Genomic DNA, 14026 nt, shown 5'->3' on the forward strand with positions numbered 1-14026 from the left:
CGGATATGCACAGTATAGGCACGCATGTCAATAGTGCGAGTTTGTTTGTGGTATTCCGGTGAACTTGGAGTACTGCTGCTCCTCGGGTAAGCGCAGATAAAAAAAGCCCGTCATTAAGACGGGCAAAATTTTCCGCAACAGGAGCGAGGAGAGTTGCGTCCAGCGTGGTGGTGACGCTTACAAGATCGAGATCGGGTAATTGAAGATCAGGCGGTTCTCATCGAGGTCACGGCTGTTGACCTCTGAACGGAAACTGGAATTGCGCCACTTAATGTTGAGGTTCTTAGCCGGACCGTTCTGGATGGTATAAGCCAGCTCGGTTTCTCGGCCCCACTCCTCTCCGTCATCACCGGTGGCAGTCTCGATGTTGTCGCCGCTGATGTAGCGGTTCATCAGGGTCAGACCAGCCACGCCCATGGCGGCAAAGTTGTAGTCATGACGCAGCTGCCAGGAACGCTCGCCGGCGTTGTCATAGGCGTTGTTGAAGCTGTCGTTGGCCAGCGAGCCGCCGCTGGTACCGTTGACGCGCATCCAGCCGGTGTCGCCGCTCACCTTCTGCAGCCCGACGTAGAAGGTGTTGGCACCGGCCTGCAGGCCGAACAAACCGGAGTACGTCCTGTTGTCCAGATCCCCAGCCAGGGCGCTGCCTTCATCCTTGCCGGTGAAGTAACCGAGGTTCGCCGTCAGCGCGAGGTCTTCTCCGAGCGGTTGTACGTGCAGCAATTGGACGTAGCTCTGCTGGTAGATGTCTTCGAGACGGGCATGCCACAGACCGGCCTTGGTCTTGTCAGTAAACGAGTATTCACCACCAGCGAAGTTGAAGCGATCCGAGCTGGCACCACCGAAGAACATGTCTTCCATGCTGGCGTCATCGCGTACGCTGTTCTGGCGCATCTGGCCGCCGTATAGAGCCAGATTATCGATTTCCTTGGACGTAACCATTCCGCCCTGGAAAGTTTGCGGTAGCGAACGTCCGTCATCAGCACGCAGAACCGGCACTACAACCTGCCACTCACCGACGCGCAGCTCGGTTTCAGACATTTTTGCCTTGACGGCGAGGGCCAAGCGACCGAAATCGTCTACCGGTCGCCCGTCGCTGTCGCGCGGAAGCAAACCAGTGCCGTAAGTCCCACGCCCACCATCAAGCTTGATCGCGAGGCCGGCGAGAGCATCAACACCGAAGCCGACCGGACCTGGGGTATAGCCGGACTGGATGTTGAGGATGAAGCTCTGAGTCCATTCCTCGGCCTTGCTGCGATCGGTGATCGAGTCATCACGGAATTCGCGGTTGATGTAGAAGTTGCGCGCATTCAGCGCGACTTTTGTACCATCGACAAAACCGTCCGCAGCGTAGGCGGCGGCAGGAATGCCGAGCGCCAGCGACAGAGTGCCTGCGAAGACGGCGGCAGACAAAGAATTGCGTGGGGTCATTGTTGTTGTGCTCCCTTTTTTAAGTAGTCCGCCCAGTGCGACAGGTGTCAAAGACGAGGCGGGATAAAGCGCGACCGCTGTTCAAGGCGACGCTGTCGGCGCAAAAGACCTGATATCAGTTGTCGTACGACAGATCGGATTATGGCTGCCGAGTGTCACTTGTCAATTCAATTTGTAAAGAATTGTGAGAGCTCAGACTTTGGTCTAATGCTCTATTTGGCAGGCTTTAGACCTCGAAGAGCAGTCAGTTGATATGGGAGTGTCAAGAGGTAGAGATACGATGACCTCGAAGCGACTCTACCTATTCGGCAGAAGCCCACCAAACCGGCAGGAGTCGTCTGATGTCTTGCCTGGCGAAGCGGTCGTCGATCAAGTGAACAACGCCGACGTCTTCGGTGGTGCGAATAACTCGGCCGGCGGCCTGCACAACCTTTTGCAGCCCAGGGTAGAGGTAGGTGTAGTCATAGCCCGCCCCGAACAGCTGGTCCATCCGCGCTTTCATTTGCTCATTGACGGGGTTGATCTGTGGCAGTCCCAGCGTAGCGACGAAAGCGCCGATCAGACGCCGACCCGGCAGGTCGATACCCTCGGAAAAAGCACCACCCAGTACGGCGAAGCCAATACCGCAACTTTCGTCCGTGAAACGTGCAAGAAAGGCATGGCGCGCCTCTTCATGCATGCTCCGCGTCTGCACCCAGTAGGGCAGCTGCGGATGCTGCGCAGCGAGCAGGTTGGTCACTTGCTGCAAGTAGTCAAAGCTGCTGAAGAACGCCAGGTAGTTGCCAGGACGTTCCCGAAATTGCTCGACGAGCAAGTCGACGATTGGCTGAAGTGAAGCGTAACGGTCGTGATAGCGGGTCGAAATGTGCCGAGCCAGACGCACCTGCAACTGTTCGGACTGGAACGGAGAGTCCACATCGAGCCATACGTGGTTGAGCGGCAGGCCGAGCGTGTCGGCGTAGAAACGCTGCGGGCTGAGGGTGGCTGAAAACAGCACGCAGGAGCGCGCTTCGAGTAGGCGCGGCTTCAGGAACGGCGCAGGCAGCACGTTGCGTAGACAGAGCACAGACACGCGTGCCTCGCTCCGTGTCGGGAGCAGCGTGCAGTCGAACAGCGAGTGATCTCCGAACAGCTCAGCGAGCCGGCAGAAATGCATCGCATCGAAGTACACCGACTGCAGCGCCGGATCGAGACCTGCGGGGTTTTCCGCGAGATGCTCGGTGATTGCGCTGACCGCCTGTTGCAGCGCGCCAAGAAGCTTGTGTGGCAATTCCGGCTGGACCTGATAGCTGAGGGTTTGCAGACGGTGCACATCACCCCAGCAGCGCAGCACACGCTCGACTGGCCTCTTAAGTGCTGCCGGAAGTATCTTCCGTAAGCCTTTGAAACTGCGAATGTCCAACTCGGCGCTGTACATCGCCCTGGCGCGTTCCAGCAGGTTGTGGGCCTCGTCCACTAGCAACCCGATGCGCCACTGATTGACCAGCGTCAGACTGTAGAGCAGGGCGCTCAGATCGAAGTAATAGTTGTAGTCGCCAACGACCACATCGGCCCAGCGAGCCATTTCCTGACTGAGGTAATAGGGGCAGACCTGATGGGCCACGGCCACCTCGCGCAGCGTCGACTGATCGAGAAACGGTCGTCTTATGGCCTCGGCGCGCGCAGCGGGAAGGCGATCATAAAAGCCACGCGCAAGCGGGCATGATTCGCCATGACAGGCTTTGTCCGGATGCTCGCAGGCTTTGTCCCGTGCGATCAGTTCCAGCACGCGCAGCGGCGACGAGTCCTTCAGGCTGGCAAGTGCGTCCAGTGCCAACTGCCGACCGGAGGTTTTCGCGGTGAGAAAAAACAGCTTGTCGAGCTGCTGACCGGGGACTGCTTTCAGTTGCGGAAACAGGGTTGCGAGCGTTTTGCCAATACCGGTTGGCGCCTGCGCCATCAAATGGGTACCGGTGCAGGCGGCCTTGTACACCGCTTCGGCGAGCTGTCGCTGGCCGCTACGAAACTCACCGTAGGGGAATGTCAGAAGTCGTAATGCCTGGTCACGCTCGGCTCGATGGACCAGCTCCTGTTCTGCCCAGACAATGAAGCGTTGACATTGGGTTTCGAAAAACGCCTGCAGATCTTCAGCGCTGCAGGTTTCGATCAGCAGGGTTTCCTTCTGGCTGACCACATCGAAATACACCAATGCGATATCCAGTGACTGCAGCGAGCGCATCTGGCAGAGCAACCAACCATAAACCTTGGCTTGCGCCCAGTGCAGGTGGCGGTGGTTGTCCGGTTGCCGGGCAAGGTCACCTCGGTAGGTTTTGATTTCTTCCAGCTGATTCTTCGTTGGGTCGTAGCCATCGGCGCGGCCGCGCACGCATAGATTGCGGTAGGTGCCTTCAAGCGTGACCTCGCGTTCGTACCCATCGCCACGCCGCGCGGTGACTGTGGCGTGACCGGCGATACCTTCCAGCGCGGTAGGCGAGGGCGTGAAGCGCAGATCCAGGTCACCCTGCTTGGCGGTGAACTCGCACAGGGCTCGCACCGCGACCCGATAACTCAAGGCGCAGCCTCCGACCACTGCACGTAGCAAACCGCGAGCGGAATCTGCTGCCTCAGCGCGAATTCGATCCAGCGCTTCTGATTGTCCTGCAAGCGGTCGCCAGGGCCCTTCACTTCGATCATTCGATAACGCTGCTCGCCGGGCCACAGCTGGATGAGGTCCGGCAAGCCGCTGCGATGGTTGGGCACATCCTCAAGGATGCGCTGAAAAAATGCGCGCAGATGCTCGGCTGGGATACAGGCGAGTGCCAGCTCCAGCAATGCCTCGTCGAACAGCCCCCAGCTGACGAAATGCGACTGCAGGCCAAACTTCTCTCGAAACGTGCGACGAATGCAGACACGGTATTCGTCAGTGCCGAGCTTGCTCAGACACTCGTCGAACAAGCCGGCACGACGAGCATGGAAATCAGGGCGCGTCAGATCAGCCGGGCCGGCGTGAAACGGGTGAAAGAACGCGCCGGGCAAAGGCGCGAAAATAGCGTCCCAACAAAGCAGACCAAGCAGCGAATTGATCAGCGCGTTTTCAACGTAGTAAACCGGCGCATCGCTGCGACCGAGGTGCGCGCGTACGGCCTGCTCGACGCTCATGCCGTCGGGCCTGGGCAGACTCAGGTCTATGCGTTCTGGCTGCGCCGCGCGCACCTGACGCGCGGCCGGCTTGCCCAGCGCGCGTAGCAGGCGCGGCAGAATGCGCTGCAGTTGCTGGGCTTCATGCTCACTTTCAGGCTTGGCCTGCGCCATCAGGGCCAGCTGCATGGCGGCCTCTGGCTGGTCGCAACGCTCCAACACCCGGATTGCACGCTCGCGTGCGCCGGGATAGCTGTTGGCTGCATGCAGGCGCAGCGCCAAGGGCAGATCACCGTTGCGCTCGCATTGCCTGGCGATGCTCAGTATCAGTTTGCCGCGGCGATTTTCCAGCCATGCATTGGCGTACGGCGTCGCCGGGATATCGGATAGCACCGCTTCTACCGCTTCTCCTGCCTCGAAGCGTTCACGACAGTGATGCAGGTGCAGGTAGGCATCCACATCAGCGCGCGCATGGAAGGCGCGGGAAGCCGGGGAGAACGCAACCTGCTCGTAGCGAAAAATGCCTAGATCGGCGAGCACGAACTCGGACCAGTCTTGATGGATGTTGCCGAAGAACATCAGCCGCAAGCGGTCGCCCAGATCGCCAATCGTCAGTGCGAACGCCGCGTCCTCAAGCCCCTCACACCAGCTGCCAAACGGCTTTGGCTGGGGCGCTCCGTCCAGCATGGCCTGGAGTAAATCGCTCTTGCGCTGGCCGCTATTTGCCGCACCGCCACAGACGCGAAGCAGCTCGTCTTTTTTCAGCAGACCAAACAGCTGCGCCAAATCCAGCGTCGGGTTGATCTCGACCCAGCCGTGTTCGATAAGCGCAACGGATGCCTGCATTGGGCAACCAATCTCCGCGTAGCGCAGCTTGCTTGCGCGAAACAACGTGCCTTTGCGCATGACCATGCGCACCAGCAATGCCTGCGCAGCCTGCGGAACCTGATAGAAATGGTCGAGAAAGACGCGCTCGTGATCGTGCAGCAGATCACCGTGGCGCTCACCAACCCAGGCGAGCACTTGGCGAAAGTTATCGAGGTAATAGAAGGGGTTTTCCAGCGCCTGGCGCATCGAACGTCCGGTTCGGTCGAGCATGGGCATGGCGCCCACAAGGCTGTGTATTTATACAGTTAACAATGGTTTTGGCAATGCCTGGACGATCAGCGGCGACGACCTTTGCACCGGCGGGGCTTGGAGAGCTATAGAGTAAGGCTTGGCGCTCAACCCACCCGAGCCTTGGCCGGGTGGGTTGAGCGCAATGAGGATCAGACCGTGCGGGAAAAACGGCCCCGTTGCTCGCCGCCCAGATAGGCGTCGAACGCCATGGCGACGTTGCGCAACATCAACTGCCCCTGAGGCAACAGAACCAGGGCATCGTCATTGATTTCCACCAGCCCGTCGGCGACATGTTCGTCCAGCTTGGCCAGCGAGTCGGCGAAATAATCCTGGAAGTCGATGCCGTAGCGCTGTTCGATTTCGGCGTAATCGATGCGGCCATGGCACATCAATGAAACGATCACGTCGCGACGCAAGCGGTCGTCCTCGCTGAGCTGATAGCCACGGTGCACCGGCAACATACCGTCGTTGAGCCGAGCGTAATACTGCGATAACTCCTTTACGTTCTGGCTGTAACTGTTGCCGACTTTACCGATGGAGGAGATACCAAGGCCGATCAGGTCACAATCAGCATGGGTCGAGTAGCCCTGAAAGTTACGCTGAAGCGTGCCATTGGCCCGCGCGAGGGTGAGTTCGTCGTCAGGCAGGGAGAAGTGATCCATGCCGATATAGACGTAGCCCGCCTCGGTGAGCCGCCGGATGGTCAGCTCCAGCAGTTCGAGCTTTCGCTCGGGCGGCGGCATGTCTTCCGGGCGAATCAACTTTTGCGCCCGGACCAGATCCGGCAGATGCGCATAGCTGTAAGCCGCAATTCGATCCGGGCGGATGTCGATGATCTTGTCCAATGTCACGCCGAAGCTTTCAACGGTCTGCAACGGCAGGCCGTAGATGAGATCGACGCTGATCGACTTGAATCGGGCGTCACGCGCAGCCTGGACGAGCTCTCGGGTCTGTTCTTCAGTCTGGATGCGGTTGACTGCAATCTGCACCTGCTCGTCGAAATCCTGTACGCCGAAGCTCAAGCGATTGAAGCCAAGCTCGCGTAGCTGATGGATCTGAGCCGGGGTCACGGTACGTGGATCGACTTCCAGCGAAAACTCGTGATTGTCACTGTCGTCCATGTTGAACGCGTCGTGCAGCGTCGCCATGAGATCAGCCAGCTGTTCACTGGTGAGATAGGTTGGTGTGCCGCCGCCGAGGTGCAGTTGAGTCAGCTTGCGCGAGCGGTCGAAGAGCGCGGCCTGCATCCTGATCTCGCGCTTGAGGTAATCGAGGTACTCGACGGCGCGATCGGTCTTGTGAGTAATGATCTTGTTGCAGGCGCAGTAGTAGCAAAGGCTTTTGCAGAACGGAATATGGATGTACACCGACAGCGGCTTGGGCGTCGGGGCCTCGTTGGTTTCCTGCGCAGCGCTGCGGTAATCATCCATGGCAAAGGCCTGATGAAACTGCGGGGCAGTGGGGTAGGAGGTATAGCGAGGACCGGGACGGTCATATTTCTCGACCAGGGCGCGGTTAAAGCTCGGCGTTTGGTCCATGTAGAGTTTCACCTTGATTGCATGATTGTGAGTGGCTGGGCCGGGCAGGGCGGTCGGCAGCCTGCGACATCTTGGCGCGAATTATCGCGTTTCCCCAGGCGGACTGGGCCTGTCCCAGATCAAGAACCGGTCAGGCTGGACGCGTGGACGCCGAGCGGTCGTCACATAAATAGTAGGCCAAGCTGCCGCATGCGCGGCAGCTGCGATTCGTGATTACAGCCGGAACTGGCTAACCAGACGATTCAGCTCGGCCGCCAGCTGCACCAGTTCTTCACTGATCTGTGAGGTTTGAGACGCATCGGCCAAGGTAGTGTCAGCAATCGTACTGATAGTGGTGATGTTGCGGTTGATTTCTTCGGCAACCGCGCTCTGCTCTTCGGCCGCCGTGGCAATCTGGGTGTTCATGCCGTTGATGGTATTCACTTCGCCCGCGATCACGGTGAGGCTCTGAGCGGTCTTGGCTACGCAGTCCGAACCGGTTTGTGCGCGAATCTGGGCGCCTTCCATCGCCTGTACGGCATTACGGACTCCTGTTTGCAGTTGCTCGATAGTGCGCTGGATTTCTTCGGTCGACTTCTGCGTGCGCGAGGCCAGCGTGCGAACCTCATCGGCCACCACAGCGAAGCCGCGACCCTGTTCTCCGGCGCGAGCGGCCTCGATGGCAGCATTCAGTGCAAGAAGGTTGGTCTGCTCGGCAATACCGTTGATGACGTTCAGCACCATGCCAATGCTGACACTGTCGGTTTCGACCTGTTTGATCACATGCGCCGCTTTTTCGATGTCCTGAATCAACACCTCGATGCCGTCCAGTGCCTCGGTTGCGAGGTTGACGCCAACGCGCGATTCATCATCGGCGCCGCTCGAGGCCGATGCTGTCTCGTTAGCATGCCGAGCCACTTCCTGAACGGTCGCGCTCATTTCATTCATGGCCGAGGCGACCATGTCGGTTTCACTGCGCTGCTCCATGACTGCGGTCTGGGTCTTTTCCGCAACGCTCGACACTCGATTCGATACCTCACCCAGCTGGTGGGTCACGGCGGCCACCGCTTCCAGACTGCTGCGGAATTTGAAGATCATGCGGTTGAACGCAGTGCCCATGGCGCCGACTTCATCCTGGGCGTGGACAGCCACAGTACGGCTGAGGTCCTCGTCCTCTGTCATCGCCTCCATGGTGTGACGCATGTCGTTGATGCGGCTGATGATCACCCGGCGAATGATGTAGCCCATGACGACCATACCCGCCAGTAGCAACAGCGCCTGGATCACGGCTGAAATCAGAATGTTGCGATGCACCTCGCCGTCCAGTGCGGACAGATCGTAGCTGATACGGACCGCGCCCATCACGGTGTCCTGTGGGACCTGGTGGCAGGTCAGGCAATTGGTGCCGCGGTAATCCTGTTGCGCGTGGATCGGATTGATCACCGTCAGTACACGGCCATTCAGGCCCTCGCTCACTTCCACGGTGGCGTCGCCAGCAAGTGCACGTTTGTCCAGCTCGTCCTTGGGGGCCTGATGCTCGAATCCGGGGCCGAAAACCTTGGCCACTGGCTCGCCGCGGATGATGCGTGCGTCGATCACTCCCGGCCGGGCAAGAATCTTGTTACGCAGCACTTCTCGCTGGCCCATGGTGCCGGTCAGCATCATGGTATTGATACTGTCGAAATAGGAGTCAGCCGTATCCTTGGTCTGCTGTTCGACGACATGCAGTATCAGCTGCTTCTCTGAACCCGCCGAATAGAACAGGGAGGCTGCCAAGACCAGGGCGAACACGACCAACAGGGCCAGGTTGATTTTGGTTTGAACGGACATTTGCCGAGCTGGAGAGGTACTGTTCATCCTGTTCCTTAGGTACTGCTGCTACACGAAAACGAAACCTTCACGAGGACGCGGCGGACCACAGCGGGCGTCCGGTTCAGGGCTTAGCCGCTCTATCTGCCTGACTTATCGGCCGGACATCCCTTCTCTTTACAAGGTTTTCTCGACGCCGCCCGACTGCAGGCAAAGTGCTATCAGCAAAGCCGGCGACATCGTAGTCGCTGTTCAATCGCGTTGAGCCATGGCTCGCGATGAAAGGAAATCAAACTCAAGGTTTGTTGATTTAGATCAAGAAATACCGAGGAGCAAAAGGGCGACTTATGCCGCTTATCTCATCGCGCGCGAGCGTTCGAACATTCGGAAGCACCAGTTCATTCAGTACGCAATTGCCCTCTCGGAGCGCTGGAAGGCCGCAACGGCAAACTTTTTCCCTAAGCCTCTTGGCAATTTCGGCGAGGCGGTCCACGCTATGCCGAGGCCGTGTCAATGACCATCCGTCCGGATTATAGGGATGGCGAAATTAGCCCAGCCGTATTCGAACCCCGAAGCGATTCGGCGGTCGTAGCCTCTAGTCAGTCGCCGTTGGCGGGACATGCAGGTTATGGCTGCTGACCGATCCAGGCGCAGTGCATCAATTGGACTCATCTTTTCAAGGAATCACATGATCAAGAAATGCCTTTTTCCTGCGGCCGGATATGGCACGCGCTTCCTTCCTGCAACCAAGGCCATGCCCAAGGAGATGTTGCCGGTAGTGAACAAGCCCCTGATTCAATACGGGGTTGAAGAGGCACTGGCTGCTGGGCTGAGCCAAATTTCGATCGTTACCGGTCGCGGCAAGCGCTCCCTGGAAGACCACTTCGACATCAGCTACGAGCTCGAACATCAGATCCGTAACACCGACAAGGAAAAATACCTGGTCGGCATCCGCAAACTCATCGATGAATGCAGCTTCTCGTATACCCGCCAGGTCGAGATGAAGGGTTTGGGTCATGCGATCCTCAGTGGCCGTCCACTGATCGGCGACGAGCCCTTCGCTGTCGTCCTGGCCGATGACCTGTGTATCAACCTCCACGGTGATCCGGTCCTGGCGCAGATGGTCAAGCTGTACAACCAGTTCCGTTGCTCGATCGTTGCAATCCAGGAAGTGCCGCCGGAAGAGACCAGCAAGTATGGCGTGATCGCTGGCGAGATGATCCGTGACGACATTTTCCGTGTCAGCCACATGGTCGAGAAGCCCAAGCCGGAAGATGCACCGTCCAACCTGGCAATTATTGGTCGCTACATCCTGACGCCGGATATCTTCGACCTGATTGAACAGACAGAGCCAGGCAAAGGCGGCGAGATCCAGATCACCGACGCTCTGATGCGCCAGGCTCAGGACGGTTGCGTGCTGGCGTACAAGTTCAAGGGGCAGCGCTTCGACTGCGGCAGTGCCGAGGGCTATATCGCGGCCACCAACTTCTGCTACGAGAACTTCTACCTGACCGGTAAAGCGTTCTAAAAACTAGCGCTGTGCAGGAAGCCACCTACGGGTGGCTTTGTGCGTTTCAGGGAACGGGCATTTCCTCAGCGCCGGGCCCAAGGGGCTGACCGTAGCTGAACTCGACATAGTTGCCAGCCGGGTCGCGAACACCGCAGTAATAGCCAACGGGGTAGGGTTCGTCCCTGGGCTCCCAGATCAGGCAGCCAACCTGCCGCGCTCTGTCAGCAATTGCATCGACCTCGGCGCGACTGGACAAGGCAAAGCCAAAATGGCTGTAGTCATTGTCAGCCAGTCCACGGTCCTGTCCGCCAGGCATGATCACGAAAATGAACTCACGCTCTTTTCCTGGCTCGGCCATCCAGACAATGCGCGATCCTTTACCGGCGCGCTCATGAAACACGTGCATTCCACAGAATCGCTCATAGAAGGCAATGCAGGCGTCCAGATCGGGCACGTGCAGGGCGAGATGAGTGAGGGTAGGGCGCATGCGATGCTCCTCCAATGAATCCAGCCAACGGGCTGGGTTATGCTGTGCGATCTACAAGGGAGACAACAGTTCATGGCTTACGACTTCGATCTATTCGTCATCGGCGCCGGTTCCGGTGGCGTCCGTGCCGCCCGATTTGCAGCTGGCTATGGCGCCCGCGTGGCGGTAGCCGAAAGCCGTTACCTGGGCGGCACCTGTGTAAACGTCGGCTGTGTGCCGAAGAAATTGCTGGTCTACGGCGCCCACTATGCCGAAGACATTCACGAAGCCAATGGCTATGGCTGGACCATCGAAGGCGCCAGGTTCGATTGGGCTTCGCTTGTAGCCAACAAGGATCGCGAGATCCAGCGTCTCAATGGCATCTACAAGAACCTGTTGACTGACAGCGGCGTCACCTTGCTGCAGGCCCATGCACGCCTGGTCGACCCGCATACCGTCGAGGTCGATGGCAAGCACTACAGCGCCGAGCACATTCTGATTGCAACCGGCGGCTGGCCATTCGTGCCGGATATCCCAGGACGCGAGCATGCCATCACCTCCAATGAAGCCTTCTACCTTGATGAGCTGCCCCGGCGCGTCCTGGTGGTGGGCGGTGGCTATATCGCGGTCGAGTTTGCCTCGATCTTTCATGGCTGCGGTGCGGATACCACGCTGCTTTACCGCGGAGAACTGTTCCTGCGCGGTTTCGATGGTTCGCTGCGTGATCATCTCAAGGATGAGTTGATCAAAAAGGGTCTCGACCTGCAGTTCAACGCGGACATCACCCGCATCGACAAACAGGCAGACGGTACGCTGCTTGCCACGCTGGAAGACGGCCGCACCCTTGAGGCGGATTGCATTTTCTACGCCACCGGGCGTCGGCCTATGCTCGACGGGCTAGGGCTGGAAAACGTCGACGTGGCTCTGGACAAACGTGGCTTCATTGCCATCGATGACCAGTTCCGCACGACGACGCCGTCAATCCTGGCAATCGGCGATGTAATCGGTCGAATCCAGCTAACCCCCGTCGCGCTCGCCGAAGGCATGGCGGTGGCTCGGCAACTCTTCAGGCCCGACGAATACAGGCCAGTCGACTACCACAATATCGCTACAGCGGTGTTCAGCCTGCCAAACATGGCGACAGTCGGATTGACCGAAGAACAAGCACGCGAAAAAGGACACAAGGTGGTGTTGTTCGAAAGCCGTTTTCGACCGATGAAGCAGACCATGACCGACAGCCTAGAGCGAAGCCTGATGAAACTGGTTGTCGACGCGGACACCGACAAGGTGCTGGGCTGTCACATGGCAGGCCCCGAAGCGGGAGAAATCATTCAGGGCTTGGCCGTTGCGCTGAAGGCCGGCGCTACCAAACGAATCTTCGACGATACGGTGGGTATCCACCCGACCGCTGCTGAAGAGTTCGTCACCATGCGCACCCAAACAGGAATCTAGATAACAGTTGCGTCTGGTTGCGGCGAGCTTGCGGATACGGCGAAGGAGGAGGGGAGCCAGCTGCATCAGCCGGCCCTTTGCCGCAGAACGCGGGCCCCTCTGGTTTGGTTTGCGCCAAATGTTGTGTCGTTCCGCTGTCAGTGCTGCATGTGTTCGTGAGTGCTAGGCGTCGGGGCTTTGTCTTGGATTGACACCTCGACGGTTACCTCACCCGCGTGTTCGAATTCGAGGGTCAGCGGGAAACGTTCACCCGCAGCGAGCGGGGCGCTCAGTTCGAAGAGCATGACGTGGCTACTGCCTGGCTTGAACTCGACCTGGCCACCCGCAGGCACCTCGATCGAATCGATCTGCTTCATGCGCATCATGTCGCCTTCGTGCACGTGGGTGTGCAGCTCAGCCTTTTTCGCGCGCGGTGTGTGCACGCCCAACAGCCGGTCCGGTGCATCACCCGGGTTTTGCAAGGTGAAATAGACCGCACCGGTGGGGGCGGAGGGCGGCATGGCGCGCGACCACACGTGAGTGGCCTCGGGTGTTGCACCCATCATCTGGTGGTGAGCGTGGTTCTGATCAGCTGCCGTTGCCGACAAGCATGCCGTGCCGAGCGCAAGAAAAGTTACCAGGCGAAGCAACATGGAGATCTCCGAGGTGTTTGAAAGCGCAGCACATTAGCATGCTGCGTCCCGCTGACGTTGATCTGCGTCCGTGACGGGCATAGGCCGGTGTGGCGGCTGCGCGATTTCAATCAATCCACAGTGAGATCAACGGAACCTGCAGCGCCGCATCGTTTCTGTTTGAATGACACACGAACCTTCCGATCGGAGATGCATCAGCACAATGGAACGCAGTCGCTGGAGTCACAGGTTGCTGTCTGGCGGAAAGGAGCCCGATCCGCGCTTTACCCTGGCCAACGAACGGACCTTTCTTGCCTGGATACGAACGTCGCTGGCCGTGCTGGCAGGCGGCGTTGCGGTCGAGGCCTTCGCCAGTGAAATCTTCCCGCTGGAGATACGCAAGGTTCTGTCGATTTCACTGTTGCTACTGGCGATGTTCATCAGCTCGACCGCGTGCTTCCGCTGGCTGACCATCGAGCGAGCGATGCGTCACCAGGGGCCGTTACCATTCCCGCTGTTGATCCCGATCTTGTCCATCGGTGGCACGCTGGTGACGCTGGTCCTGATCGCTTTCGTCGCGTTACGCAACTGACTGAACGCCGATGCATATTTCCTTTCGCCGCCGTCTGGAGCCCAAGCCGCCGCCGCTACCACTGCATGAAGACCCTGGACTGCAACCCGAACGCACATCGCTGGCCTGGGGCCGGACCCTGCTGACGTTGATCACCGTAAGCGCACTGTTTCTGCGATGGATGCCTTACCACGGGACATTCGTCGCAGTGTTGGTCGCGCTATCGCTGGCCACTGCGTTGGGCATCTGGACGTCCCAGCAGCGACGCTACACGCGTAGCGCCAGCGGGGTGAAAAGCGGGCGAATCCAAGCTGATGCGCTGTCAGTACTGTGGCTCGGTGTGTCGGTGTTCGTGCTTGGCGTGCTAGGGCTTTACACCATCATTTTCCTGCCAATTAGCAGCTAGACAGTATTCATAGAGAG

Annotated in this window: 11 protein-coding genes; 4 read left to right on the top strand and 7 right to left on the bottom strand. The window is 58.8% G+C overall.

The features are described from left to right. Positions 1 to 177: 177 nt before the first annotated feature. The 5 genes from ACSSNI_RS19580 to ACSSNI_RS19600 form a co-directional block, all read right to left on the bottom strand. A complete protein-coding gene (locus tag ACSSNI_RS19580) occupies positions 178 to 1431 on the bottom strand; it encodes an OprD family porin (protein WP_200637185.1) in 1254 nt (417 codons plus the stop codon). Between the two features lie 301 nt (positions 1432 to 1732). Next, complete coding sequence (locus tag ACSSNI_RS19585; RefSeq protein WP_200637184.1) at positions 1733 to 3982, bottom strand: ATP-dependent DNA helicase; 2250 nt, start codon at positions 3980 to 3982, stop codon at positions 1733 to 1735. Then, the gene (locus ACSSNI_RS19590) at positions 3979 to 5622 is read right to left on the bottom strand and encodes a VRR-NUC domain-containing protein (protein ID WP_200637306.1); all 1644 of its coding nucleotides are present in this window, start codon (positions 5620 to 5622) and stop codon (positions 3979 to 3981) included. The genes ACSSNI_RS19585 and ACSSNI_RS19590 overlap by 4 nt, the downstream gene beginning before the upstream one ends. A gap of 194 nt (positions 5623 to 5816) precedes the next feature. Continuing rightward, positions 5817 to 7205, bottom strand: a complete 1389-nt coding sequence (hemN, locus tag ACSSNI_RS19595) for an oxygen-independent coproporphyrinogen III oxidase (RefSeq protein WP_200637183.1) — start codon at positions 7203 to 7205, stop codon at positions 5817 to 5819. A gap of 213 nt (positions 7206 to 7418) precedes the next feature. Continuing rightward, entirely contained in the window at positions 7419 to 9041 is a 1623-nt protein-coding gene (locus ACSSNI_RS19600) for a methyl-accepting chemotaxis protein (protein ID WP_200637182.1), read from the bottom strand. 640 nt (positions 9042 to 9681) lie between these two features. On the opposite strand from ACSSNI_RS19600, the gene galU reads away from it, so the two are divergent. Continuing rightward, positions 9682 to 10521: a UTP--glucose-1-phosphate uridylyltransferase GalU gene (galU, locus tag ACSSNI_RS19605; RefSeq protein ID WP_102835236.1), complete on the top strand. Its 840-nt coding sequence runs from the start codon at positions 9682 to 9684 to the stop codon at positions 10519 to 10521. Between the two features lie 46 nt (positions 10522 to 10567). On the opposite strand, the gene ACSSNI_RS19610 is transcribed toward galU, so the two are convergent. Beyond that, positions 10568 to 10990: a VOC family protein gene (locus ACSSNI_RS19610; protein WP_159967717.1), complete on the bottom strand. Its 423-nt coding sequence runs from the start codon at positions 10988 to 10990 to the stop codon at positions 10568 to 10570. A 72-nt stretch (positions 10991 to 11062) separates the two neighbouring features. Here ACSSNI_RS19610 and gorA point away from each other — a divergent pair, with 72 nt between their 5' ends. After that, on the top strand, positions 11063 to 12421 hold the full coding sequence (gene gorA / locus ACSSNI_RS19615; protein WP_200637181.1) for a glutathione-disulfide reductase: 1359 nt from the start codon (positions 11063 to 11065) through the stop codon (positions 12419 to 12421). 137 nt (positions 12422 to 12558) lie between these two features. Here the strand turns inward: gorA and ACSSNI_RS19620 are convergent, their stop codons facing one another. Beyond that, on the bottom strand, positions 12559 to 13053 hold the full coding sequence (locus tag ACSSNI_RS19620) for a copper chaperone PCu(A)C (RefSeq protein WP_200637180.1): 495 nt from the start codon (positions 13051 to 13053) through the stop codon (positions 12559 to 12561). 202 nt (positions 13054 to 13255) lie between these two features. Here ACSSNI_RS19620 and ACSSNI_RS19625 point away from each other — a divergent pair, with 202 nt between their 5' ends. Both ACSSNI_RS19625 and ACSSNI_RS19630 read left to right on the top strand, forming a co-directional pair. Then, positions 13256 to 13624, top strand: a complete 369-nt coding sequence (locus tag ACSSNI_RS19625) for a YidH family protein (protein WP_102835240.1) — start codon at positions 13256 to 13258, stop codon at positions 13622 to 13624. 10 nt (positions 13625 to 13634) lie between these two features. Beyond that, entirely contained in the window at positions 13635 to 14009 is a 375-nt protein-coding gene (locus tag ACSSNI_RS19630) for a DUF202 domain-containing protein (protein ID WP_102835241.1), read from the top strand. Positions 14010 to 14026: the final 17 nt, after the last annotated feature.

It is taken from the genome of Stutzerimonas tianxiuensis (genome assembly GCF_053470365.1).

Coding starts and splice junctions, on each gene's coding strand:
- ACSSNI_RS19620 (WP_200637180.1), bottom strand. CDS start 13,053: ATGTTGCTTCGCCTGGTAACTTTTCTTGCGCTCGGCACGGCATGCTTG.
- ACSSNI_RS19580 (WP_200637185.1), bottom strand. CDS start 1,431: ATGACCCCACGCAATTCTTTGTCTGCCGCCGTCTTCGCAGGCACTCTG.
- galU (WP_102835236.1), top strand. CDS start 9,682: ATGATCAAGAAATGCCTTTTTCCTGCGGCCGGATATGGCACGCGCTTC.
- gorA (WP_200637181.1), top strand. CDS start 11,063: ATGGCTTACGACTTCGATCTATTCGTCATCGGCGCCGGTTCCGGTGGC.
- ACSSNI_RS19610 (WP_159967717.1), bottom strand. CDS start 10,990: ATGCGCCCTACCCTCACTCATCTCGCCCTGCACGTGCCCGATCTGGAC.
- ACSSNI_RS19625 (WP_102835240.1), top strand. CDS start 13,256: ATGGAACGCAGTCGCTGGAGTCACAGGTTGCTGTCTGGCGGAAAGGAG.
- hemN (WP_200637183.1), bottom strand. CDS start 7,205: ATGGACCAAACGCCGAGCTTTAACCGCGCCCTGGTCGAGAAATATGAC.
- ACSSNI_RS19600 (WP_200637182.1), bottom strand. CDS start 9,041: ATGAACAGTACCTCTCCAGCTCGGCAAATGTCCGTTCAAACCAAAATC.
- ACSSNI_RS19630 (WP_102835241.1), top strand. CDS start 13,635: ATGCATATTTCCTTTCGCCGCCGTCTGGAGCCCAAGCCGCCGCCGCTA.
- ACSSNI_RS19590 (WP_200637306.1), bottom strand. CDS start 5,622: ATGCGCCAGGCGCTGGAAAACCCCTTCTATTACCTCGATAACTTTCGC.